Source organism: Streptomyces sp. NPDC126510 (genome assembly GCF_040302345.1).
GTDB lineage: Bacteria > Actinomycetota > Actinomycetes > Streptomycetales > Streptomycetaceae > Streptomyces.
Map to the genome: position 1 here is coordinate 1 of NZ_JBEORR010000022.1, position 23,060 is coordinate 23,060.

General features: G+C 71.8%; 20 protein-coding genes and 3 pseudogenes. 16 read left to right on the forward strand and 7 right to left on the reverse strand.

The window, feature by feature from the left end; translation table 11 throughout:
- The 5 genes from ABTX60_RS27750 to ABTX60_RS27770 form a co-directional block, all read left to right on the forward strand.
- The coding region (locus ABTX60_RS27750) for an alpha-glucosidase C-terminal domain-containing protein (RefSeq protein WP_352099742.1) at positions 1-555 on the forward strand (555 nt) is incomplete at its 5' end.
- The gene (gene treS, locus ABTX60_RS27755) at positions 552-2,270 is read left to right on the forward strand and encodes a maltose alpha-D-glucosyltransferase (protein ID WP_352099743.1); all 1,719 of its coding nucleotides are present in this window, start codon (positions 552-554) and stop codon (positions 2,268-2,270) included. The genes ABTX60_RS27750 and treS, both read left to right, overlap by 4 nt.
- Positions 2,271-2,298: 28 nt before the next feature.
- Positions 2,299-3,669: a maltokinase N-terminal cap-like domain-containing protein gene (locus tag ABTX60_RS27760; protein WP_352099744.1), complete on the forward strand. Its 1,371-nt coding sequence runs from the start codon at positions 2,299-2,301 to the stop codon at positions 3,667-3,669.
- Between the two features lie 3 nt (positions 3,670-3,672).
- Positions 3,673-5,880, forward strand: a complete 2,208-nt coding sequence (gene glgB / locus ABTX60_RS27765) for a 1,4-alpha-glucan branching protein GlgB (RefSeq protein ID WP_352099745.1) — start codon at positions 3,673-3,675, stop codon at positions 5,878-5,880.
- Positions 5,881-5,990: 110 nt separating this feature from the next.
- Positions 5,991-7,079: a glutamate--cysteine ligase 2 gene (locus tag ABTX60_RS27770; RefSeq protein ID WP_352099746.1), complete on the forward strand. Its 1,089-nt coding sequence runs from the start codon at positions 5,991-5,993 to the stop codon at positions 7,077-7,079.
- 27 nt (positions 7,080-7,106) lie between these two features.
- On the opposite strand, the gene ABTX60_RS27775 is transcribed toward ABTX60_RS27770, so the two are convergent.
- Complete coding sequence (locus tag ABTX60_RS27775) at positions 7,107-7,340, reverse strand: DUF6480 family protein (RefSeq protein ID WP_352099747.1); 234 nt, start codon at positions 7,338-7,340, stop codon at positions 7,107-7,109.
- A 151-nt stretch (positions 7,341-7,491) separates the two neighbouring features.
- On the opposite strand from ABTX60_RS27775, the gene ABTX60_RS27780 reads away from it, so the two are divergent.
- Together ABTX60_RS27780 and ABTX60_RS27785 are read left to right on the forward strand one after the other, a co-directional pair.
- Positions 7,492-9,390, forward strand: coding sequence for an AMP-dependent synthetase/ligase (locus tag ABTX60_RS27780; protein WP_352099748.1), 1,899 nt, complete (start codon positions 7,492-7,494; stop codon positions 9,388-9,390).
- 117 nt (positions 9,391-9,507) lie between these two features.
- Positions 9,508-9,942 carry an ATP-binding protein gene (locus tag ABTX60_RS27785; protein WP_352099749.1) on the forward strand — a complete coding sequence of 145 codons (435 nt, stop codon included), beginning with the start codon at positions 9,508-9,510 and terminating at the stop codon, positions 9,940-9,942.
- 68 nt (positions 9,943-10,010) lie between these two features.
- On the opposite strand, the gene ABTX60_RS27790 is transcribed toward ABTX60_RS27785, so the two are convergent.
- A complete protein-coding gene (locus ABTX60_RS27790; protein ID WP_352099750.1) occupies positions 10,011-10,382 on the reverse strand; it encodes a PRC-barrel domain containing protein in 372 nt (123 codons plus the stop codon).
- A 346-nt stretch (positions 10,383-10,728) separates the two neighbouring features.
- On the opposite strand from ABTX60_RS27790, the gene ABTX60_RS27795 reads away from it, so the two are divergent.
- From ABTX60_RS27795 to ABTX60_RS27835, 9 genes and pseudogenes are all read left to right on the forward strand, one after another.
- Entirely contained in the window at positions 10,729-11,130 is a 402-nt protein-coding gene (locus ABTX60_RS27795) for an STAS domain-containing protein (protein ID WP_352099751.1), read from the forward strand.
- Between the two features lie 264 nt (positions 11,131-11,394).
- The gene (locus ABTX60_RS27800) at positions 11,395-12,282 is read left to right on the forward strand and encodes an STAS domain-containing protein (protein WP_352099752.1); all 888 of its coding nucleotides are present in this window, start codon (positions 11,395-11,397) and stop codon (positions 12,280-12,282) included.
- A complete protein-coding gene (locus ABTX60_RS27805; protein ID WP_352099753.1) occupies positions 12,279-12,698 on the forward strand; it encodes an STAS domain-containing protein in 420 nt (139 codons plus the stop codon). The genes ABTX60_RS27800 and ABTX60_RS27805 overlap by 4 nt, the downstream gene beginning before the upstream one ends.
- On the forward strand, positions 12,698-13,138 hold the full coding sequence (locus tag ABTX60_RS27810) for an anti-sigma regulatory factor (RefSeq protein ID WP_352099879.1): 441 nt from the start codon (positions 12,698-12,700) through the stop codon (positions 13,136-13,138). Before ABTX60_RS27805 ends, ABTX60_RS27810 begins: the two co-directional genes overlap by 1 nt.
- Positions 13,138-13,611 (forward strand): annotated as a pseudogene (locus tag ABTX60_RS27815) (anti-sigma regulatory factor); the annotation flags it as partial. The gene ABTX60_RS27810 and the pseudogene ABTX60_RS27815, both read left to right, overlap by 1 nt.
- Before the next feature lie 417 nt (positions 13,612-14,028).
- Positions 14,029-14,700, forward strand: a pseudogene (locus ABTX60_RS27820) (SpoIIE family protein phosphatase); the annotation flags it as partial.
- Positions 14,697-16,424: a PP2C family protein-serine/threonine phosphatase gene (locus tag ABTX60_RS27825; protein ID WP_352099754.1), complete on the forward strand. Its 1,728-nt coding sequence runs from the start codon at positions 14,697-14,699 to the stop codon at positions 16,422-16,424. The pseudogene ABTX60_RS27820 and the gene ABTX60_RS27825, both read left to right, overlap by 4 nt.
- A gap of 217 nt (positions 16,425-16,641) precedes the next feature.
- A complete protein-coding gene (locus tag ABTX60_RS27830) occupies positions 16,642-18,012 on the forward strand; it encodes an NAD(P)/FAD-dependent oxidoreductase (protein WP_352099755.1) in 1,371 nt (456 codons plus the stop codon).
- 82 nt (positions 18,013-18,094) lie between these two features.
- Positions 18,095-20,338, forward strand: coding sequence for an FUSC family protein (locus ABTX60_RS27835; protein WP_352099756.1), 2,244 nt, complete (start codon positions 18,095-18,097; stop codon positions 20,336-20,338).
- Positions 20,339-20,390: 52 nt separating this feature from the next.
- Here the strand turns inward: ABTX60_RS27835 and ABTX60_RS27840 are convergent, their stop codons facing one another.
- The 5 genes and pseudogenes from ABTX60_RS27840 to ABTX60_RS27860 form a co-directional block, all read right to left on the reverse strand.
- Complete coding sequence (locus ABTX60_RS27840; RefSeq protein WP_352099757.1) at positions 20,391-20,825, reverse strand: hypothetical protein; 435 nt, start codon at positions 20,823-20,825, stop codon at positions 20,391-20,393.
- A 28-nt stretch (positions 20,826-20,853) separates the two neighbouring features.
- Positions 20,854-21,690: a DUF1206 domain-containing protein gene (locus ABTX60_RS27845; protein ID WP_352099758.1), complete on the reverse strand. Its 837-nt coding sequence runs from the start codon at positions 21,688-21,690 to the stop codon at positions 20,854-20,856.
- A gap of 348 nt (positions 21,691-22,038) precedes the next feature.
- Positions 22,039-22,500, reverse strand: a complete 462-nt coding sequence (locus tag ABTX60_RS27850; RefSeq protein ID WP_352099883.1) for a hypothetical protein — start codon at positions 22,498-22,500, stop codon at positions 22,039-22,041.
- Positions 22,501-22,509: 9 nt separating this feature from the next.
- Positions 22,510-22,572 (reverse strand): annotated as a pseudogene (locus ABTX60_RS27855) (hypothetical protein); the annotation flags it as partial.
- 202 nt (positions 22,573-22,774) lie between these two features.
- Positions 22,775-23,038, reverse strand: a complete 264-nt coding sequence (locus ABTX60_RS27860; RefSeq protein ID WP_352099759.1) for a DUF5133 domain-containing protein — start codon at positions 23,036-23,038, stop codon at positions 22,775-22,777.
- Positions 23,039-23,060: the final 22 nt, after the last annotated feature.

Consider the following 23,060-nt stretch of genomic DNA (forward strand, 5'->3'; position numbering starts at 1 on the left):
GCCTTCGAGGTCCGGGCCGTGCTCGCCGCGACGCTGTCACCGTCCTGGGGCATCTACTCCGGCTACGAACTGTGCGAGAACACCCCGCTCAGGGAAGGCAGCGAGGAATACCTCGACTCGGAGAAGTACCAGCTCCGCCACCGTGACTGGGAAGCCGCCGAACGCGAGGGCCGCACCCTCGCCCCGCTGCTCACCCGGCTCAACACCGTCCGGCGCGAGCATCCCGCGCTGCGCCGGCTCAGGAACCTCCGCTTCCACCACACCGACAACAACGAAGTCCTCGCATACAGCAAGCGCAGCGGCTCCGATGTGGTCCTGGTGGTCGCCAACCTCGACCCGCACCACACCCAGGAGGCCACGGTCTCGCTGGACATGCCGCAACTCGGCCTCGACTGGCACGAGTCGGTGCCGGTGCGCGACGAGCTCACCGGCGAGACCTACCACTGGAGCAGGATCAACTACGTGCGGTTGGAGCCGGGGCGGGCTCCCGCTCACGTCTTTCACGTCGCGTCTCCGCCCGCCGCGCACGCGAACGGAGGGGCAGAGACATCATGACCGTGAACGAGCCCGTGCTGGACACCTTCGAGGACACTCCGGCGAGGGACCGCGACCCGGAGTGGTTCAAGCGCGCCGTTTTCTACGAGGTGCTCGTCCGCTCGTTCCAGGACAGCGACGGCGACGGTGTCGGCGACCTCAAGGGCCTCACCTCCAAGCTCGACTACCTCCAGTGGCTGGGCGTCGACTGCCTGTGGCTGCCGCCCTTCTTCAAGTCGCCCCTGCGCGACGGCGGCTACGACGTCTCCGACTACACGTCCGTGCTCCCCGAGTTCGGCGACCTGGCCGATTTCGTGGAGTTCGTGGACGCCGCCCACCAGCGCGGCATGCGCGTGATCATCGACGTCGTCATGAACCACACCAGCGACCAGCACCCGTGGTTCCAGGAGTCGCGCAAGGACCCCGACGGGCCCTACGGCGACTACTACATGTGGGCCGACGACGACAAGGGCTATCCGGACGCGCGGATCATCTTCGTCGACACGGAGACGTCGAACTGGACCTTCGACCCGGTGCGTGGCCAGTACTTCTTCCACCGCTTCTTCTCCCACCAGCCGGACCTCAACTACGAGAACCCGGCCGTGCAGGAGGAGATGATCTCCGCCCTGAAGTTCTGGCTGGACCTGGGCATCGACGGCTTCCGGCTGGACGCGGTGCCCTATCTCTACGCGGCCGAGGACACCAACTGCGAGAACCTGCCCGCCACGCACGCGTTCCTCAAGCGCGTCCGCCGCGAGATCGATGCACAGTATCCGGACACGGTGCTGCTGGCCGAGGCCAACCAGTGGCCCGAGGACGTCGTCGACTACTTCGGCGACTACGCGAACGGCGGCGACGAGTGCCACATGGCGTTCCACTTCCCGGTCATGCCGCGCATCTTCATGGCCGTACGCCGCGAATCCCGCTACCCCGTCTCGGAAATCCTGGCCAAGACCCCGGCCATCCCCTCGGGCTGCCAGTGGGGCATGTTCCTGCGCAACCACGACGAGCTGACGCTCGAGATGGTCACCGACGAAGAGCGCGACTACATGTGGGCCGAGTACGCCAAGGACCCCCGCATGCGCGCCAACATCGGCATCCGCCGCAGGCTCGCCCCGCTGCTGGACAACGACCGGCACACCATCGAACTGTTCACCGCACTGCTGCTGGCCCTGCCCGGTTCGCCGATCCTGTACTACGGCGACGAGATCGGCATGGGCGACAACATCTGGCTCGGCGACCGGGACGCCGTGCGCACGCCGATGCAGTGGACACCCGACCGCAACGCCGGCTTCTCGACCTCCGACCCGGGCCGTCTCTTCCTGCCCGCGATCATGGACCCGGTCTACGGCCACCAGGTGACCAACGTCGAGGCGTCGATGTCGTCGCCGTCGTCGCTGCTGCACTGGACCCGCCGGATGATCGAGATCCGCAAGCAGAACCCGGCGTTCGGACTCGGCTCGTACACCGAGCTGCCCTCCTCCAACCCCGCCGTGCTGGCGTTCCTGCGGGAATACGAGGACGACCTGGTTTTGTGCGTCAACAACTTCGCGCGGTTCGCGCAGCCCACGGAGCTGGACCTGCGCGAGTTCGCGGGCCGGCACCCGGTGGAGCTGTTCGGCGGGGTCCGCTTCCCGGCCATCGGCGAGCTGCCGTACCTGCTGACCCTCGGGGGCCACGGCTTCTACTGGTTCCGGCTCACCCGGGTCGCCTCCCGCATCGGCCGGCGACTGTGAGCCAGCGCCGACGAAAGGAGGCGTGACCATGCCGAAGACCGCATTCCTCCACCCCGACCTCCGGCGTCTGGCCGAGCCCATGGAATCGCTCGGCGGGCTGCTGCGCGAGTGGCTGCCCCGGCAGCGCTGGTTCGCGGGCAAGGACCGGCCGGTCACGGAGCTCGGCCTGCTGTCGATGACCGAGCTCTTCCCGGGCTGTCTGCATCTGCTCATCCACGCCGGACACGCCGGCCACACGGGCGTGCCCTCGCCCGGCGGGGCTCCCCCGGCAGGCGACTGCTACCAGCTCCTGCTCGGCGTACGGGAGCACCCGTCGCCGCGGCTCGGGCGGGCGCTCATCGGACGGGTGCAGGAGGGGCCGCTGGCCGGGCTGACGGTGTACGACGCGCTGCACGACCCCCGTTCCGCCCAGCTCCTGCTGAACCGGCTGCGGCAACCGGGCACCGCGGGCCCCCTGCGCTTCGACTGCGACCCGGACCAGCAGGTGCCCGCCGGACTGGTGCCGCGGCTGCTGGACGCCGAGCAGTCCAACTCCTCGCTGGTGTACGGCGACGAGTACATCCTGAAGGTCTTCCGGCGCATCCAGCCGGGCGTCAACCCGGACCTGGAGGTGCCCGGTGCCCTGGCCCGCCAGGGCTGTCATCGCGTTCCGGCCCCCGTGGCCTGGTTCCAGACGAGGCATCCGTTCAGGGCCACCCTCGGCGTGCTCCAGCCGTATCTGCGGGACGCCTCGGACGGCTGGACGCTGGGGCTGAACGCACTGACTTCCGGGGACGACTTCACGGTCCAGGCGCGTGCGCTGGGCGGAGCCACCGCGGAGGTGCACCTCGCGCTGGCGTCGGCGTTCCCCTTGGGCGGGCCCGGGGAGAACGGGCAGACGGCGGCCGCGATGACCGAGCGGCTGGACGCCGCCGCCCACTGCGTGCCCGCGCTGCAGCCGTTCGTGCCGGGCCTGCGGACCGCGTTCGCCGCCCTCACGAGTTGCGACCCGGGGCCGCCCGCCCAGCGGATCCACGGCGACCTGCACCTCGGTCAGGTGCTGCGGGCCGGGCGCGAGTGGTTCGTCATCGACTTCGAGGGCGAGCCGTCCCGGCCGCTCTCCGAACGGCGCAGCGCCCACTCCCCGGTGCGGGACATCGCCGGGATGCTGCGTTCCTTCGACTACGCCGCCCGGCAGCGCCGCCCCTGGCGCCCCGAGTGGGCCCGGCGCTGCCGCGAGGCCTACTGCGCGGGCTATGCCGCCCGCGCCGGCTGGGACCCCCGGAAGAAACACGGACTGCTCCGCGCCTATGAGACGGACCGGGCCGTGTACGAGGTGCTGTACGAGGCACGGCACCGCCCCGACTGGCTGCCTGTACCGATGGCGGCGATCGAGCGCCTCGCCGTGAGAGGAGACTGAGCCGTGGCCCTGCGAGACACCTCAATCCCGGAGCCGTCCGGCCCGGTCCCGAGCACGACCGCGCCCGCCCTGAGCCCGCAGGACCGGGGGCGCCTGCTGGCGGGAGCCCACCACGATCCGCACGCGCTGCTGGGCGCCCACCCGGTGCCGGGCGGGGTCGCGTTCCGGGCGCTGCGTCCCTTCGCCCGCGCGGTGAGCGTGGTCATCGGCGGCAGGCGTACGGCCCTCGCCTCGGAGGGCGACGGCCTCTTCTCGGGCGTGCTGCCGCTGGACGCGATCCCCGCGTACACGCTGCACGTGGCGTACGAGGAGGGTGAGCAGGAGACGCACGACCCGTACCGCTTCCTGCCGGCGCTGGGCGAGCTCGACCTGCACCTGATCCGCGAGGGCCGCCACGAGCAGCTGTGGCAGGCGCTTGGCGCACAGCCCATGACCCACGAGGGCGTGAGCGGCACCCGGTTCACGGTGTGGGCGCCGAACGCGCAGGGTGTGCGGGTCGCCACGGACTTCACCCACTGGGACGGGACACAGTTCCCGATGCGGTCGCTGGGCGCCTCGGGCGTGTGGGAGCTGTTCCTGCCGGACGTGGGCGAGGGAACGCCGTACAAGTTCGAGATCCACTCCCGGTACGGCCACCGCTTCCTCAAGGCCGACCCGATGGCCCGGCGCTGCGAGGAGCCGCCCAACACGGCGTCGATCGTGACGGCCTCGCACTACGAGTGGGGCGACACCGAGTGGATGGCGCACCGCGCCGACACACCCGTGCACGAGGCGCCGTTCTCGGTGTACGAGGTGCACCTGGCGTCGTGGCGGCCGGGGCTGACCTACCGGCAGCTCGCCGAGGAACTCCCCAAGTACGTCAGGGACCTGGGCTTCACGCACATCGAGCTGATGCCGGTCGCCGAGCACCCCTTCCACGGGTCGTGGGGCTACCAGGTCACCGGGTTCTACGCCCCGACGGCCCGGCTCGGCACGCCGGACGACTTCCGCTTCTTCGTCGACGCCTGCCACCGGGCCGGCCTCGGCGTGATCATGGACTGGGTGCCGGCGCACTTCCCGAAGGACGACTGGGCACTGGCCCGGTTCGACGGGGAACCGCTCTACGAGCCGGGCGACGACCGGCGCGCGGAGCACCCGGACTGGGGCACGTACGAGTTCGACTTCGGGCGCACCGAGGTGCGCAACTTCCTGGTCGCGAACGCCGTGTACTGGTGCGAGGAGTTCCACATCGACGGCCTGCGCGTGGACGCCGTCGCCTCGATGCTCTACCTGGACTACTCCCGCGAGGACGGGCAGTGGGAGGCCAACGCGTACGGTGGCCGGGAGGACCTGGCGGCGATGCGGTTCCTGCAGGAGATGAACGCGACCGTGTACCGGCGCGCTCCCGGGGTGGTGACCATCGCCGAGGAGTCCACCGCCTGGGGCGGGGTGACCCGGCCGACCGACACCGGCGGGCTCGGCTTCGGCCTGAAGTGGAACATGGGCTGGATGCACGATTCGCTGGAGTACATCGCCCACGAGCCGGTGCACCGCAAGTACCACCACCACGAGATGACGTTCTCGATGGTGTACGCCTACAGCGAGAACTATGTGCTCCCGATCTCGCACGACGAGGTCGTGCACGGCAAGCAGGCCCTGGTGTCGAAGATGCCCGGCGACTGGTGGCAGCGGCGCGCCACGCACCGGGCCTACCTCGGCTTCATGTGGGGCCACCCCGGAAAGCAGCTGCTGTTCATGGGGCAGGAGTTCGCGCAGGGGGCCGAGTGGTCGGTGGAGCACGGCCCGGAGTGGTGGCTGCTCGACGACGGGTACCACTCCGCGGGTGACCACCGGGGCGTGCGCGATCTGGTCCGTGACCTGAACGCCGCGTATCGGGCGACGCCGGCGCTGTGGCAGTGCGACACCCGCCCGGAGGGCTTCCGGTGGGTGGCGGTGGACTCGGCGGACGACAACGTCTTCGCCTTCCTCCGCTACGACGCCGAGGGCCGTCCGCTGCTGGCGGTGTCGAACTTCTCCCCCGTCGTCCGGCAGGACTACGGCCTCTGGGTGCCGGGGGACGTCGTCGCCTGGGAGGAGCGCCTCAACACCGACGACACGCGCTACGGCGGCAGCGGCGTGACCAACCCGGATCCGGTCAAGCCGGAGGACGGATGTGTCCGGATCACGTTGCCTCCGCTGGCCACGGTGTGGCTGACGCCGTTCGCCGTGTGAAGTCCCGCCGTCCCACCAGGTGTCCCACCCGCTGATAGGGGCACTGGGGGTCGTACCACCGGGAGCACCCGGTGGTACGACGCGGCAGGGCACAGAAGGGCGGGCATCAGGTGCGCACCGTGGGAGTGGAGGAGGAACTCCTCCTGGTCGATCCGGAGACCGGTGAACCGCGGGCGCTGTCCGCAGCGGTACTCGCCCGGGCGGAGAAGGACGACGCGGATCAGGACGTTTTTGAGAAGGAACTCCACGAGCAGATGCTGGAGTTCGCGACCCATCCGCAGTCGTCCATGGAGAGCCTGCGCGAGGAGATCGTCCGCTGCCGCAAGGAGGCCGCCCGGCACGCGGGGGAGATCGGCTGCACCGTGGCGGCGCTCGCCACCTCACCGCTGCCGGTCAGCCCCGCCGTCAGCGTCAACCGGCGCTACCAGTGGATGGCGGACCAGTACGGCATCGCCACCCGCGAGCAGCTCGTCATGGGCTGCCATGTCCATGTCTCGGTCGAATCCGACGACGAGGGCGTCGCGGTCGTCGACCGGCTGCGGCCGTGGCTGCCGGTTCTGAGGGCGCTCAGCGCGAACTCGCCGTTCTGGCAGGGCAAGGACACGGGGTACAGCAGCTATCGCAGCCGGGTGTGGCTGCGCTGGCCGTCGGCCGGTCCGACCGAGATCTTCGGCTCGCCCGAGCGGTACCACCGTCTGATCGCGGACATGGTGGCCACCGGTGCCCTCCTCGACGATGGAATGATCTACTTCGACGCGCGGCTTTCGCAGCGGTACCCGACGGTGGAGCTCCGCGTCTCGGACGTCTGTCTGCACTCCGGCACGGCCGTGCTGATCGCCACGCTCGTCCGCGGACTGGTCGAGACCGCCGCGCGCGAGTGGCGGGAGGGGCGTGAGCCGCTCGGCCACAGTGTCAGCCTGTTGCGGCTGGCCGACTGGCAGGCCGCCCGGTCCGGCCTCTCGGGCGAGCTGCTGCACCCGGCGACCATGCGGCGCATGCCCGCCGAAGCCGTCGTGCGTGCCCTGCTGGACCACGTCGAGGAGGCCCTCGACGGCACGGGCGACCTGGAGCGGGCCCGGGCCGCGTGCGACGAGCTGCTGCGAGACGGCAACGGCGCTCAGGTGCAGCGCGCGCTGATGGAGCGCACGGGGAGCCTGCGGGACGTCGTCACCGAGTGCGTCCGCCACACGCAGTCGTGAGGCGTCCCGGCTGTCACGGGTAGGGGGTCAGAGGATCAGGACGAGGGCGTAGGCCAGGAAGAACGCCGCGATCAGCACCGTGACGATGATGATCACGGCCAGCGGGGCCTTGGACCAGCCCTTGGTCGGGTTGTGGGTCTCCCGGGGCAGCGTCTCCGGCATGCTGCTCTCCGCGGGTGGGGTCTCGCCCGGCGGTACACCGCCGCCGGGCTCCAGACCGGTGGTGCGTTCGGGTTCGGGATCGGGACTGATGTGAGTCATGCCACCCGGGTCCCCCGATCACGCCGAGATCACCAGTGGGTCGACTTCCGTATTTTCCGACCCCGAAGGGTCTCGACTCGACTACATTCGAGCACCGCCGATGACGGTACCCGTCGGCAATGTCACACCCCGTACACGTCAGGAGCAGTGCATGCGCGACCTCGCCCTCGCTCCCCCGGCCGTGGCGCCCCTGACCGGCGGGCTCGCCGACAGCGTCTTCGAGACGGCGGACCGCGAACCGGCCCGGCCGATGCTCGCCCGGCGGGCCGACCCCGCCGCCGCGACCTGGGAGGAGGTGACGGCGATCGAGCTGCGCGACGCGGTGGTCGACGTGGCCAAGGGGCTGATCGCCTCCGGGATCGCGCCGGGCCACCGCGTGGCGATCATGGCGCGCACCCGGTTCGAGTGGACGGTCCTGTGCTACGCGCTGTGGGCCGTGGGCGCCGAGGTCGTCCCGGTCTACCCGACGGCCTCACGCGATCAGGTCGAGTGGATCCTGCGGGACGCCGGCTGCGTGGCCGTGGTCGTGGAGGACGAGCAGGGCGTCATGACCGTCGGCTCGGTATGCGCCACGCTGCCGCTGCTGCGGCACGTCTGGCAGCTGGACGCGGGCGCCCTCGAGGAGCTCACGGTGCGGGGGGAGTTCGTCCCGATCGCCACGGTCGACTCGATGCGCCGCATCGTGCTGCCGGACTCCACGGCCGTCATCGCCTACACCTCGGGCACCTCCGGCCATGCCATGGGCTGTGCGCTCAGCCACCGCAATCTGGCCGGCCCCTGCGACACGCTGCTGACGGGCTGGGGGCACACGGCGGCGCCGCGCGGGGAGCAGGGCTCCGTGCTCGCGTTCCTGCCCTTCTCCCACGTCTACGGGCTGATGATCCAGGGGCTGTGCGTGCGCGGCGGGCTGTTGATGGGGCACCAGGCCGATCTGAGCGGGGAGGCGCTGGCGTCGGCGCTGCGCTCGTTCCGGCCGACGTACCTCTACGCGGTCCCCTCGGTCCTGGAGAAGATCTACAAGAACTTCCTGCGCACGGCGCAGCAGGGGGGTCACGGCGCGTTGTTCGAGCGGGCCGCCGAAACGGCCCGGGACTTCGCCGCGGCCCTGGAGCGCCAGCGACTGGGCCGTGGCCGCGGACCCGGCTTCGATCTGCGGCTCCAGCACGCCCTGTACGAGCGGACGGTGTACCGCAGGCTGCGGGCGGCACTGGGCGGCCGGGTGCAGCGGGCGACGTCCGGCGGCTCCCCCCTCAGCCGCGATCTCTCCCTCTTCTACGAGGGCATCGGCATCTACGTGCACGACGGGTACGGCCTGACGGAGACCTCCGGCGGGGTGACGATGCAGCCGCTGGGCCGGGAGAAGTCCGGCACGGTCGGGCAAGCGCTGCCGGGCACCGAGATCCAGGTGGCCGAGGACGGGGAGATCCTGGTGCGCGGCCCGTCGGTGTTCCAGGGGTACGTGGGCGACCAGGCCGCCACCCGGGCCGCCCTGCGCGGTGGGTGGCTCGCCACCGGGGACCTCGGGCTGCTGGACTCGGAGGGCTATCTGACGATCACCGGCCGCAAGAAGGACATCATCATCACCAGCAGCGGCAAGAGCGTCGCCCCGCTGGCCCTGGAGCAGCGGCTGCGGATGCATCCGCTGATCCACCAGGCGGTGGTCGTGGGGGACAACCGGCCCTGCGTCGGAGCCCTGATCACGCTGGACCCGGAATTCCTCGCGCACTGGCGGGCCGGACTGGCCCTGCAGGGCGAGATGCGGGAGGCGCGGGAGGAGAACGCGCTGCGGGAGGAGGTCGCCCGGGCCGTGGCCGCGGCCAACAGCGTGGTGTCGCCCGCGGAGTCGATCCGGGTGTTCCGGGTCCTGCCGGAGGCGTTCGACGTGACCAACGGGCTGCTGACGCCGTCGATGAAGCTGCGGCGGGACGAGATCGTGCGGCACTACGCTTCCGAGATCGACTCGATGTACCAGTCCCGCAGGCGTCCCGGACGGCCGAGTGCCCCGGCCGAACCGTCGAGCTGGGACGATTCCGACAATGTGTTCCGCTGAGCGTGCGCCGGGACGCGTAGGCCTCGCCCCCTCGGGAACACGCAACAGTGGCGACGCAAGAGAAAGGACGACAGCCCTGACGACAGCCGTAGCTGACGCCCGGGCCGGAAAGGCGATATGTCAACCGAGCCGCGTGGGGACGATGCCCTGACCTCCGAGGAGATCCCGAGCCGCACGAACACCTTCGTGGGCGAGCCGCATGATGTGACCGGTGCGCGCTTGGCCGCGGAGGAGTTCCTCCGCGATCTGGCGCGCTCCTCCCCGCCCTCTGCCCCCGAGTACTGGGACGACATCCTGCTGGTGGTGACGGAACTGGCCGCCAACGCGGTGCAGTACGCCCCCGGGCCGTTCGCGCTGCGGATGCGCCGGACCTTCGACGGGGTGCATGTTGTTCTGCACGACACCAGCACCACCGAGCCCGCCCCCCGCCCCTTCGATCCGCGCAGCGGCGGCGGAGGCATCGGCTGGCACCTCGTCCACACGCTGTGCGACCAGGTCAGCGTGGTGGCCGACGACCGGGGCAAGGACGTGCATGTGTTCATGCCCTGGTGAGCCGGGAGAGTCACGGGCGCGAGGCGCCCGTGACCGGCTCGGACCACGGCCGCCCCGGCCGTGGGGTCTCAGACCGTGGCCGTCTCGCGCGGCGGCAGCCGGTCGTAGTAGTCACCCACGGCCCGGAGGTACTCCCGGTCCCTCGTCTCGCTGTCTGTCTGGAAGCGGGGGGCCGCCTTGGCGTCCGCCCTGCTGCAGGCCAGTGTGACCTTTCTCCCCTGGGTGTCGACGCCCGTGACGACTCCGGCCGGCACCAGGACGCTGCGGCCGAACACCCAGACCCCGGTGTCGACGACCAGGTGCCGCATGGCGTGCGGGGCGGCCTCCCGGTCCACGTGCCCGATCGTGCCGTCGGTCGCGGCGACGGCGAAACCGGTCAGGTCCTGCTCCTCGGTGTGACCGCTGTCCGGCGCGTACGACCAGATTCTGTCGATGGCCACGCTGTTCCATCCTCCCTGGCGATGTGCTGATCGCGATGTCATCGGGCGGACTCCCGCGCCCACCCCGTTCCACAGCAGCAATTACCCTGCTGCCGCAAGCGCATTCGGCGCACAGGCCTGCTACCGCACAGGACTTCCGGCAGCCGGTCCCGGCGATGTTCCGTCGAGGGGGCATGGAGAGTGGTTTCCGGGGTAATCGCGGGGGCGCGGTGACATCCGAAGCCCGTCAGTGAAGGGAGGCACATGAGAAACGGCATTCGAGTCCGGAGAACGACCGGGTTCCCCTCGCACCGCGGTCATCCCCAGAGGTGACCAGCCCAGGCCGTAGCACTTGTTGGAGGTATCCGTGCCCCTCGCCCAGAACCCGCTGTCCGTGGAAGTCGAGCTGCCCCGGGAGGACGTGGCCCTGATCACGGTCGACGGCTACCTGGACGTCGACACCGCGACCGAGTTCCAGGCCCATCTGGCCAACCAACTCCACCACGGCCGACGGCACTTCCTGCTCGACCTCTCGTCCGTACCCTTCATGGACTCGTCCGGGATGAACATCATCCTGCGGGTGTACCAGGAGACCCGTAAGACCGAGGGCAGTGTGCACGTCATCAGTCCGACGCCGGCCGTGCGGCGCATCCTCGATCTGACCGGTGTCAGCATCACCGTGCCGATATCGGAGAGTGTCGACGAGGCCCTGACCCGTGTCGACGCAGGACCGGAGTACCCCGAGGAGCCGGGGGGACAGAGCCTCTGACGGCCGGAGTGCCCCATCGGGCCCGGCGCCGGGGAAGATCGGCGGCCCGGCCTCGCTCCGCCCTGCCCGCACGATGGCTCACCCCTCGCACACTCGGCGACGGCGGCCCCCAACCGCCGTTCGCCCGGACCGGATCACTTGCCCGGGAGCAGGTGTCGTGCGAGGTCGGCGCATGGTTAGAGTTGTCGCCCGGCAAGTGTCACATCGCCGTCTCGTTGCCAGAAGCGGGCTCGGTCGACGCAACGCGGATGAGGAGAGAACCAGGTGCCGGAGCACGAAGCGGACGGACAGCTCGCGACGCCCACCCACGAGGTCAGGGACTTCCTGCACCGCCGGCGTGAGCAGATCGCCCAACGGTGGGCGGACGAGGCCCTGTTCCGCACCGTGTTCACCGTCTCGCGCGACGAGGCGGTGGAAGCGAGCAAGGCCGTCGTGGACGCGCTGGCCCAGGTGGCCGACTCGGAGCAGGTGGAGGACCCGGACGCCGCGGGATTCAGCGGGGTGCGCGAGCAGCTGGCTCGGATGGGGGCGGCCCGCTCGCGAGCGGGGTTGTCCAACACTCAGGTCTCCAGCGAGCTGGCCGCCCTGCGTCCGCCCGTGGAGAACCTACTGGCCGCGGATCTGGAGCAGGCGCCCCTCGAGCACCTGCGGGCGTGTTCCACCGCGCTGACGGTACTCATGGGCACCCTGCGCTTGGTGGCCATGCAGACGGCGCTCAGCGAGTGGCAGGCGCTCAGCGACCGGCAGCGGCTGCAGCTGATGGAGGTGGCCACGCCCGTCATCCGGCTGTGGGACGGCATCGTGGCCGTGCCGCTCATCGGCACCCTCGACAGCGCCCGCAGCCAGATCGTGATGGAGACGCTGCTGAACGCCGTCGTCGACCAGCACGCGCGGTTCGCGATCCTCGACATCACCGGGGTGCCGACGGTCGACTCGCTGGTGGCGCAGCACCTGATGAAGACGGTCGCCGCGGCGCGCCTCATGGGCGCCGAGTGCATCGTCTCGGGCATCCGCCCGGCCATCGCGCAGACCATCGTGCATCTCGGCCTGGACCTGGACGTGATCACCCGCGCCAGCCTCGCCGACGCGTTGGGGTACGCCCTGCACCAGCTGGGCGCGGACATCGTGAAGCCGGGCGCGGGTCAGCGGTGAACGACGCGTACCCCCGTCCCGCGACCGGCCATGTGCCGGTGCTCCGGATCGGCGACGTCCTGCTGGTGACGCTCCAGGGGGACCTGCACGACAGCACGGCGCAGCAGCTCCAGCAGGACCTCGCCGAGACCATCTCCCGTACCGGCGTGCGCGGGGTCCTCATCGACATCTCCGGTGTCGAGATCGTCGACTCCTTCCTCGGCCGGGTGCTGGCCGAGATCGCCGCACAGGTCAAGCTGCTGGCGGCGCGCACCGTGGTGGCCGGGATGCGCCCGGCGGTCGCGATCACCCTGGTCGAACTGGGTCTCACGCTGCCGGGGCTGAGCACCGCGCTCAGCACCGAGGCGGGCATGGAGCTCCTCGCGCAGCAGGCCCCGGCGCCCCGCCCCGGCAGCCCGCGTCAGGAGAGTCCGTGATGCACACCGCCTCGGGCGTGGAGGCCTGCTTGCCCATCCGGTCGGACCTGGACCTGGTGTGGGTGCGACAGCACGTACGGCAGGCCGCTGCCCGGCTCGGCTTCGGGCTGGTCGACCAGACCAAGCTCCTCACCGCGGCCAGCGAGCTGGCTCGCAACACCCTGGTGCACGGCGGTGGCGGACAGATGGAGGCGAGGCGGGTCGGCGGTGCGGGCGTGCAAGGGCTGCAGCTGGCCTTCACCGACGAGGGGCCTGGCATCGCCGACCTGGACCTGGCGCTGAGCGACGGCTACACCTCCGGCGGCGGTCTGGGCATGGGTTTGAGCGGTGCGCGGCGCCTGGTGCACGATTTCGACATCGACACCACGCCGGGCTCGGGCACCACGGTGCGGGTGACGTGCTGGGTGGGACGGCCGCCGCGTCCGCGCGAGGGGGTCTGATGCCCCGCGTGTGGGACGTGCCGGTGCGCGACTCGACCCGGGTGCGCGACGCACGGGTCGCGGCGGAGGGCGCTGCCGCGCTGGCCGGGCTCGACGAGCGGCGTACCGCTGCGGCCGCGCTGGTCGCGACCGAGCTCGCCACGAACCTGCTGAAGCATGCCGAGGGTGGTCAGGTACTCATAGACGTCGTGGCCCCGCCGGTGCTGCGGGAGGGGCTGTGGGGGTCACGGGTGGTGCAGATCGCCGCGGTCGACCACGGCCCGGGCATCTCCGACGTGCCCGCGGCGCTGCGTGACGGCTTCTCCACCTCCCGCTCGCTCGGCGCCGGCCTCGGCACGTGTCTGCGCCTCTCCGACGATTTCGCCCTGCACAGCGTCCCCGGCCGCGGCACGGTCGCGGTGGCCCGCGTGAGTTCGACGCCCCGGGCCACCGAGGGACCGGCCGGGTCCGGGGGCCGGGCCGCCGCAGGGGGACAGTGGCCCGGCGGTTCCCCGCCGTTCGGCACGGTGGCCTGCGGCGCCTCGACGGGCCACGCGCCCGAGCCGGCCGCTGCCCCCGGTCACCCCGGACAGGCCCCTTCGATTCCCGGCGGTCCCACGCGACGGGCCGACCCCGCCCGGGGGACCGACCTCTCGCTCCGCGCAGCCCCCGGCCACGACCTCCCGGCAACCGGCACACCGGGGACCAGGACGACACCTCCCCATGGCCGGGCCGACGCCGGTGCGCCGGGGGACGACGGCGCGTCCCGGACAGCACCGGGCCACAGTCTCGCGGACTCCGGTACCTCGGAGACCGACCCGGCCCCCCGAACCCCCGCAGCCCACGGCCTCGCGGACGCCCGGGCCGCCGGCGGTGATCCCTGGACGAGTCCAGGAGAGCGCCGCGGGGCGACGGCCCCCGGTCTTGCGGCCACCCGGGTCACCTCCCCGCAGAGCCGTTCCTTGCCGGTTTCCGGGGTGCGGGCCGGTGGGGTGAACATCCCCTACGGCGGAGCCGAGTACTCGGGGGACGCCTGGGCGTGGGTCCGGGCCGGGGGCCGGGTGACGTTGATGCTGGCGGACGGGCTGGGGCACGGGCCGGAGGCCGCCCGGGCCTCGTCGGCTGCGGTCACGGCGCTGTACCGCTGGGCTCACCTGTCCCCCGCCGAGTCGCTGCACCGGCTGCACGACGCGTTGCGGGGCACACGGGGCGCGGCCGTCGCGCTGGCCCAGCTCGACCTGGCGGCCGGGCGGCTGCGGTTCGCCGGCATCGGCAACGTCGGGGCGCGACTGCGCACCGACGGCACCTGGCGCCCCCTGCTGTCGCGGCCCGGCATCGTCGGGGTCCACCGGCCCGGCACCCTCCGCGAGGAGGAGGCCGACTGGGTGGGCGACCCGATACTCATCCTGCACACCGACGGCCTGCCCAGCCGCTGGACGCCGCCGTCCGACCCCGGTCTGCCCGCCACCGACCCGGCCGTGACGGCCGCCGTGACGATACGTGACGCCAGCAGTCCCGCCCGGCCGGTGCGGGACGACACCGCCGTGGCCGTGCTGACCTCGAACCCGCCGGAACGCCCATGATGCGCACTTGGCAGATCACCACCGTCACCGACGCGGCCCGCGCCCGCATCTCGCTCGCGCGCCTGGCCGCCGCGTACGGTGTGCCCACCGTCGAACGGACCCGGCTCGCCGCCGACCTCAGCGCCCACCTGCGGCAGTGCCTCACCAAGGGCGGCACCTGGCGGCTCACGATGGACCTCGCGGGCTCCCCCGCCGAGGAAGGCCTGCTGCACGTCGTGGTGACTCCGTCGCCGGAGGCGTGCGCCGCCGGGGAGCCGCTCTGGGAGGTCACGGTCCCCTGTCCCGAAGCGGCCGAGGCCACCGAGGACGGCACCGTCCCCGACGACCCGGCGGCCCTGTCGGAGGCCCTGCTCGGCGCCGACGAGGACACGGCCGTGGTGCTGGACAAACTCACCGAGCAGGAGGACCTGGTCTCCTTCCACCGCGAGGAGCTGCACCAGACCAACCAGGGCGTCCTCGCCCTGCACGCCGAGCTGGACGCGGCCGGGCGGGCCCAGCGGGAGGCCTTCGCCGCCGAGCGCAGCGCCCGCAACGAGGCGGAGAGCGCCCGGCGCCGGCTGACGTTCCTCGCGGACGCGAGCGCGGTGCTGACGGCGTCGCTCAACCACGAGGAGATCGTGCGCCGGCTGCCGGACCTGCTGGTGCCGGAGTACGCGCGCAGTGTCGACGTCTGGCTGTTCGACCACGAGGAGGACAAGCACCGCTCGGCGCCGCATCCGGCCGCCGCGGTGGTCGCGGCCCGCACCGGGCGGCCCCAGTACGCCGCCGACCATCCCGGCAACCTGCCCGGTGTCGAGGACCAGCCGCCGTCGGCCCTAAATCCCGGACGGCCGTTGCTGTGCGTGCCGCTGCCGACGCGGCGGGCTCCACTGGGGATCCTGACGCTCTCGCCGCCCGGGGAACGCTGGGACCCGGACGACGCGGTGATGCTGATCGAGCTCACCCGGCGTGCCAGCATCGCGATCGACAACGCCCGGCGCTTCGAGCACAACCGCGACATCGCCGAGACGCTGCAGCGTGCCCTGCTGACGGATCTGCCTGCCACGCCGGGACTGAGTCTGGCGGCACGCTACCTTCCGGCCACCCACGGGCTGAACATCGGCGGTGACTGGTACGACGCGTTCCCCCAGCGGGACGGCGGCCTCATCACCGTCATCGGCGACGTGACCGGACACGGTCTGCACGCGGCGGTCATGATGAGCCAGCTGCGCACCGCGCTGCGGGCGTACGCCGTCGACGGCGACAGCCCCGGCCGGCTGCTGACCCGGCTGCACCGGTTCCTGCACCATCTCCAGCCGGATCTGTACGCCACCGCCGTCATCGCCCGGTTCCACCCGGACGAGCCCACGCTGACCTGGGCCGCCGCGGGGCATCCCCCGCCGGTGCTGCGGCTGCCCGACGGCACCGTGCGCACCCTCGACGCCAAGCCCGGTGCGATGCTCGGCATCCCGCTCACCCAGGAGATCGCCGACCACACGGAGGACCTGGAGCCCGGCTCGACCCTCGCGCTGTACACGGACGGGCTGGTGGAGCGGCGCGCCCAGGGCATAGACCCCGGGATCGAGCGGCTGGCCACGGCACTCGGCGGGTTCCGGTCCGCGGAACTGGACGCGGACCTGGAGGGTTCGGCGGACCGGCTGCTGCATCCGCTGCTGAGCGATTCGGAGCGGGACGACGACGTGTGTCTGTTGCTGTGTCATGTCCAAGGAGGCGTGGACTCCTGACGGCGGGTCCGGCCGTCCGGGTGTGCACGCGTTCTTCACTCCCACCCGGTGCTTTTCGGCCAGGGTGCGGGCATGGTGGTGATCGACGCGTTCGTCTGCCTGCCGCGTCCGGCTGGCGCGCCGGCCGGAGACACGGTGGGATCGAAAGGGTGCGAACCAGCGATCCAGGGGCAGTCGGAAGGCGTTCGAGGCAGACCGCCTGGAGCCGCAGAAAGGGATGAACACCGTGACACGACCCAGGATCCTGGTGGTTGGCGCAGGCTTCGCCGGCGTGGAGTGCGTCCGCCGTCTGGAACGGAAACTCTCCCCGGACGAGGCGGACGTCACGCTCGTGACGCCGTTCGCCTACCAGCTCTACCTCCCGCTGCTCCCCCAGGTCGCCTCCGGTGTGCTGACGCCGCAGTCGATCGCCGTCTCCCTGCGCCGCAGCAAGAAGTACCGCACGCGCATCATTCCGGGCGGCGCCATCGGCGTGGACCTGAAGTCCAAGGTCTGTGTCATCCGCACCATCACCGACGAGATCGTCAACGAGCCGTACGACTACATCGTGCTGGCGCCCGGAAGCATCACCCGGACCTTCGACATCCCGGGGCTGACGGACCACGCGTTCGGGATGAAGACGCTCGCGGAGGCGGCGTACATCCGTGACCACGTCATCTCGCAGCTGGACCTGGCCGACGCGAGCCAGGACGCCGCGGAGCGGGCCTCGCGGCTGCAGTTCGTGGTGGTCGGCGGCGGCTACGCGGGCACCGAGACGGCGGCGTGCCTGCAGCGGCTGACGCACGCGGCGGTCAAGCGCTACCCGCGCCTTGACCCGAGCCTGATCAAGTGGCATCTGATCGACATCGCACCGAAGCTGATGCCGGAGCTGGGCGACAAGCTCGGCAGCAGCGCGCAGGAGATCCTGCGCCGGCGGGGCATCGAGATCTCCCTGGGCACCTCCATCGCCAAGGCCGGACCCGAGGAGGTCACCTTCACCGACGGACGGGTGATCCCGACCCGCACGCTCATCTGGACCGCCGGGGTCGTCGCCAGCCCGCTCATCGCCACGCTCGGGGCGGAGACCGTCAAGGGCCGGCTCGCGGTCGCCCCGGAGATGAACCTGCCGGGCGACGACGGGGTGTTCGCGCTCGGCGACTCGGCCGCCGTGCCCGACCTGGCCAAGGGTGACGGGGCCATGTGCCCGCCCACCGCGCAGCACGCCCTGCGGCAGGGCAGGCACGTCGCCGAGAATGTCATCGCGTCGCTGCGGGGCCAGGCGCTGAAGCCGTACGTGCACAAGGACCTCGGGCTCGTCGTCGACCTCGGCGGCACCGACGCGGTCTCCAAGCCGCTGGGCATCGAACTGCGCGGGCTGCCCGCCCAGGCCGTGGCCCGCGGCTACCACTGGTCGGCGCTGCGCACCAACGTGGCCAAGACTCGGGTGATGACGAACTGGCTGCTCAACGCGGTCGCCGGTGACGACTTCGTACGGACGGGGTTCCAGGCCCGCAAGGCCGCGCGGCTGAAGGACTTCGAGTACACCGACGCCTATCTGACGCCGGAGCAGGTGCGGGAGCGCGTCGTGGGGTCCGGCGGGCCGGAGTAGGACGGCCCGGACGGGAGCTTCCGCTCGCGGCATGTCATGCTGAGATACGGATCTTGGTGTGAGCAGGGAGAGAATGCGGCGGGTGAGGGCAGCAGGACGCGCGGTGCGGGCACGACTGCGGGACCGGATCGCAGCGTCCGACCCCGGACTGCTGCGTCTGACGGCCGGGTTGCGAACGGTCGGCGCGATCGCCCTCACCCTGGCCGTGCTGTCCCTGCTGCGGGCCGATGTGCACCTGCTGGTGGCGGGGGCCATGGCGGCGATGGTCGCCACCTTCGCCATCCGCGAGAAGCAGCTCGGTCCGCAGGCGGTGACGCTGGCCCTGGGACTGCCGGTGGCCCTGGCCTCGGTCTCCCTGGGGGCGGTCCTCAACACGCGTGTCGTCGTCGGTGACGCGTTCTTCGTCGTCCTGATTTTCTGTGCGGTCTACGGCCGCCGGTTCGGCGACCGGGGCACCGCGCTCGGGCTGATCGGTTTCCAGATCTACTTCCTGTCCCTGTTCGTCGGCGCCACCCTCGCCACGCTGCCCGCGCTGTGCGGTGCCATGGCGGTGGCGTTCTGTTCCAGTGCGCTGATGCGCTTCGCGGTCGTCCCCGCGACGCCCACGGGTGTGCTGCTGCGGCTGCGCCTGGCCTTCCGTGCCCGGCTGGCCCAGCTGGTGTCCGCGCAAGCAGAACTCCTCGACGCCTCCGCGGACGAGATGGACAAGGCGCTGCAGGCCTTGCGCGAGGGGACCGCCCGGCTCCACGAGACGGCGATGATGATCCAGGGACGGCTGGAGGAGGGCACCCCGGACGAGTCGGCGGCACGGCTGGTGCAGCGCAGGATCGCGGACGCCGAGATCGCCGCGGAGCGGCTCGGCCTGCTGCTGCTGACCGCCCGCACCGCCGAACGGGCCGACACGCTGACCTTGCACCTGCCGGGCGCGCCCGTCCCGTCGCTCACCGGGCCGGAGATGCCGGACGAGGCGGGCGCCACGCTGCGCCGCGATCTGCGGGCGCTGCACGCTCTGGTGCTGCGGGCCGGCAGCGGCGACACCGGCACCGGCCTGGCCCATGTGCGCAACCGGCTCCTCGGCTACCGGGACGAGGAGAACCTGCCGCCCGCCTCGGCCGCCGTCCAGGACGTCTTCCGCGGCATCGGCGAGTCGGCCCGCTCGGTGCTCGGGCTGCGGATCGCCTTGGACGGCCCGCAGGACGAGTCGGACGACACCCCCGCAACGGCCCGCTCCCGCGAGGAACTGGACGCCGAGGACGCGGCGATCGACGGCGGCGGCGAGGAGCCGACTCCGGAGGAGCAGACGGGGCTGCAACGGCCCACCACGCGTGCGGCCGTGCAGGTCGCCGTCGGGTCCGCGCTGGCCATCGTGGGCGGCGAGCTGCTGTCGTCGCAGCGCTGGTACTGGGCGGTGCTGACGTGCTGGATCGTCTTCCTCAACACCGCCTCCACGGGCGAGATCCTGGTCAAGGGGTACCGGCGGCTGCTGGGCACGGTGTTCGGCGTGGTGGCCGGGATCGTGCTGGCGGGGCTGGTCGGCAACCACACCTGGACGGCGTTCGCCCTGGTCCTGGTGCTGATCTTCGCGATGTTCTACTCGGCGCCCCTGTCGTACACCCTGATGTCGTTCTTCGTCACCGCGATGCTGGGGCTGCTCTACACGCTGCTGCACACCTACAGCCTCGACGTGCTCGTGCTGCGCATCGAGGAGACGGCGCTCGGCGCGGCCTGCGGGGTGGTCGCGGCGGCGCTGGTGCTGCCGGTGCAGACGGACCGCCGTACGAACGAGCTGCTGGGGACCGTACTGGAGCGACTCGCCGAGGTCACCGAGGCCGCGGTCGGCCAGCTGAGCGGCGGACCCGCGGACGAGCTGCTGGACAAGGCGCGCGATCTGGACCAGTCGCTGGCCGATCTGCGGGCCGCGACCCAGCCGCTGATCCACCCGGTCACACCCCTGCGGACGCGGCGGAACACGGCCCGCTACGTGGTGGCGCTGCTGGAGACGTGCGCGTATCACGCACGGACACTGGCGGCGACCGCCGAACTGCTGCCCACGCATCCCTCGATCGCGGCGGATCCGCGACTGCGGGGGGCCGCCGGGCGCACGGTGCGCAACATCGAGACGATCGCGGCCCGGGTGGCCGACGAGCACGCGGTCGCGCGGGTCGAGACCGGGCCGAGCATCGCCTCCCTGCTGGGATCCGACGCCGGCACGCCGCGCTACGGCCGCATCACCGACCGCGTGCTGCGGCATCTGGAGCGGCTGGACGAGGCCGTGGTGGGTCTCGCCCGGCCGCTGGACGTGCCGGTGGCGGAGCCCAAGGGCTGAGGGCCGCCAAGGGGCGAGAGCCCTCCGGGGAGGACCACGGAGCCGCCGCCCGTCAGAAGTCCGTGGGCAGCCCGCTCACCTCGGCGATGCCCCGCAGCTCCTCGGTCTGCCTGTGCCGGTCCCGGATGTAGTCGGCTATCTCGCCGAGGCGGATCGGGTCGGACGCGGTGGTGGCGTCCGTGACGATCCTGACCGGGCCGGTGTCGTCGACGTCGAGTTCGACCACCTCGTTGTCGAGGCGGCCGGTGACGGCGGTGGCGATGACGAGCGCCACCTCGTCACGGACCTCCTGGGGCAGTTCGTCGTCGCCCCCGGAGTCGAGCGCGAAGTCGAGGCTGGACAGGCGTTCCTCTTCGATCGCCTCCAGGACGGGTTCCACCGCGCGCATCAGCAGGCGGTAGTCCTCCGTGTCCATCCGGATGCGCAGGAGGTCCAGGTACATGTCCACGGGCCGGCCATCGCCATGCGGAATCTCGGAATCGCTCATTGGCATCGTGTTCCCCACGAAACGCGGCTCAGACGCGCCGCCAGCGGGCCATGGCGAAGGAGAACACTCCGAAGAGCACCAGCCCGGCCGCGACGCACACCAGCAGCCAGGGGCCGAGCGGGGTGTCGGCGAAGGTGCGCAGGGTGTCGTCCAGGCCCTTGGCCTTGTCGGGTTCGTAGTCGACGGCCGCGCGGACGGCGAAGACACCGGCCACCGCGAACACCAGCCCTCGGGCCGCGCCGCCGGCCACGCCCGTGACGTCCACCAGCTGCCGCGTCCGGTGGCTCATCTGACCCAGCCGGAGCTTGTCGTGGTACTTGCGCAGCACCGCGCGGACGGCGATCCAGCCGCCGGCCGCCACGATGCCGATCCCCGCGGCGCCGACCAGCCACTGGCCGCCGGGAATCTCCAGCACCTTGGCCGTGGCGTCCCGGGACTGCTGGTCGCTGGATCCGCCGCTCTGGTGGCGGCTGACCGCGAAGGTCAGCACCGAGTAGGCGACGAAGACGTAGAAGACGAAGCGAACCGCCGCCATGAGCCGCTTGCGTGCGCTGCGGCCGTCCTTGCCGATCGAGCCGAAGAGGGCTTCGGACAGCCGCCACAGGGCCATGCCGACGAGCCCTATGCCCAGCGCCCACAGCAGCACCGCGCCGAACGGCTTCTGTGCCAGTTCCTGCAGGGCTCCCCCGCGGTCGGCCTGGTGGCCGGTGTCGCCGAAGGCGATCTGCAGGGCCAGCGCTCCGACGAGCAGATAGATCACGCCCCGGGCGGCGAAGCCCGCCCGTGCCGCCCCCTCGGTCACCGAACCCCGCGCCATCCGCCGGGCCCGCACCTGACCGCCCTGTGCCGTCGCACTCGTGTTCATGTAGACCTCCCGGCAGTCCGGATGCCCCGGGTCGGCGTTCACACACCCTGCACAACCGCCGGACCAGGGGATACCGGTTGTCGGACGGGAGCTGTCTCCCCCAGCGGTACGGCGGAGCCACTCCCGTCACGGGCTCAGGACCGGCGCAGTCTCGTTCCGTGTGCGGCGCGGCCGAGGGCGTGCAGGTGCTCCAAGGCGTCCAGGACGACCGTGCGGTCATGCCAGGCGAGCCATCGGCCCGCCTGGCCGCCGACGGTGTCCAGCGCCTTGTTCTGGCCGTGGTCAGTCCGTTCAGGGGCCGGTCCAGGTGGGCCGAGACCATGCCGACGCACAGCCCGGACGCGGTCGTCAGGGGCACGCTGTGGCAGGCTCTGCTGCCCGGGCCAGGCGGGCCGGTTCGGAGAACACCGGATCGCTCTCCACGTCGTGCACGGTGACCTGGGCGACGTCCCGGGCGGCTTGCGCGCAGGACGTGCCGTCCTCGCCGACGTGGGAGAAGAAGTCGACGAAGTCGGCCGTGAGGCCGGTGTGCTGCTCGATGCTCAGGCCGCCCCGCGCCCGGTCGGTCACCTGCATGTTGCCCATGTCGGTGCCGACCACCGTCAAGGTGGAACGCAGTACGGCCTTCAGGACGGCGCTCCGGCTGCCGGAACCGGACCGGTGCGCCTGTGTGAAGGTCAGCTCCGGTTCCGCCTCGCGGACCCGCCGCGGGAACCACAGGGCGTCCGAGCCGTCGGGCCTCGGTGCGGCCACCAGGACGCCCGCCGGCGTGCGCAACTTGACGTTGTGCAGCTGGGACGCCCGCTGCATCAGGGCGAAGGCGCTCTCCCCGTCCGGCAGCGCGTACCGCTCCTGCAGGATGCCCTGTGCCTGCGAGATCAGCGGGCGCGGGCCCGCAGATCGCGCAGCTGCGCGCGCAGGCGCTCCAGCTCGCCGTCGTCGGCGCCCGCCTGACACCCCGCTGTGGACATGGAAACTCCTGGCGTGTCGATGTCATGGCACGAAGGGGCCCGGCCACGGCTTGCGCCGTCGGCCGGGCCCTCGTTCGGCCTCGTCCTCCCCGTCGCTCAGTGGCGCACCAGGATCAGGCGGGCTCCGTGACCGGCATACGCTGCCCGGCCATCGGCGCGGCGGGCTCGCGAACCGGTGCGGGCGCGATCGCGAGCCACCGGTGGGCGGCCTCCAGGGCGCGCTCGACGTCCCGGGTGCCGGTGGACACGCACAGCGTGTACGCCAGGTCGCGCATCCTGGGGTTCGGCTCCGCCGGTCCGTGGGCGGCCTCGGCGGCCGTCAGGGCCTGGTACTCGTCGACGAGCCGGCGCAGCACGGCGGGGTGGGGCCTCAGCATGTTCGTTTCGCTCCTCGTTGGG

What these genes read in the sequence shown, in the direction of transcription:
- ABTX60_RS27780 (WP_352099748.1), top strand. Translation starts at nt 7,492, where the DNA reads ATGCGCGACCTCGCCCTCGCTCCCCCGGCCGTGGCGCCCCTGACCGGC.
- ABTX60_RS27845 (WP_352099758.1), bottom strand. Translation starts at nt 21,690, where the DNA reads ATGAACACGAGTGCGACGGCACAGGGCGGTCAGGTGCGGGCCCGGCGG.
- treS (WP_352099743.1), top strand. Translation starts at nt 552, where the DNA reads ATGACCGTGAACGAGCCCGTGCTGGACACCTTCGAGGACACTCCGGCG.
- ABTX60_RS27840 (WP_352099757.1), bottom strand. Translation starts at nt 20,825, where the DNA reads ATGAGCGATTCCGAGATTCCGCATGGCGATGGCCGGCCCGTGGACATG.
- ABTX60_RS27785 (WP_352099749.1), top strand. Translation starts at nt 9,508, where the DNA reads ATGTCAACCGAGCCGCGTGGGGACGATGCCCTGACCTCCGAGGAGATC.
- ABTX60_RS27775 (WP_352099747.1), bottom strand. Translation starts at nt 7,340, where the DNA reads ATGACTCACATCAGTCCCGATCCCGAACCCGAACGCACCACCGGTCTG.
- ABTX60_RS27810 (WP_352099879.1), top strand. Translation starts at nt 12,698, where the DNA reads ATGCACACCGCCTCGGGCGTGGAGGCCTGCTTGCCCATCCGGTCGGAC.
- ABTX60_RS27860 (WP_352099759.1), bottom strand. Translation starts at nt 23,038, where the DNA reads ATGCTGAGGCCCCACCCCGCCGTGCTGCGCCGGCTCGTCGACGAGTAC.
- ABTX60_RS27830 (WP_352099755.1), top strand. Translation starts at nt 16,642, where the DNA reads ATGAACACCGTGACACGACCCAGGATCCTGGTGGTTGGCGCAGGCTTC.
- ABTX60_RS27850 (WP_352099883.1), bottom strand. Translation starts at nt 22,500, where the DNA reads ATGCAGCGGGCGTCCCAGCTGCACAACGTCAAGTTGCGCACGCCGGCG.
- ABTX60_RS27760 (WP_352099744.1), top strand. Translation starts at nt 2,299, where the DNA reads ATGCCGAAGACCGCATTCCTCCACCCCGACCTCCGGCGTCTGGCCGAG.
- ABTX60_RS27825 (WP_352099754.1), top strand. Translation starts at nt 14,697, where the DNA reads ATGATGCGCACTTGGCAGATCACCACCGTCACCGACGCGGCCCGCGCC.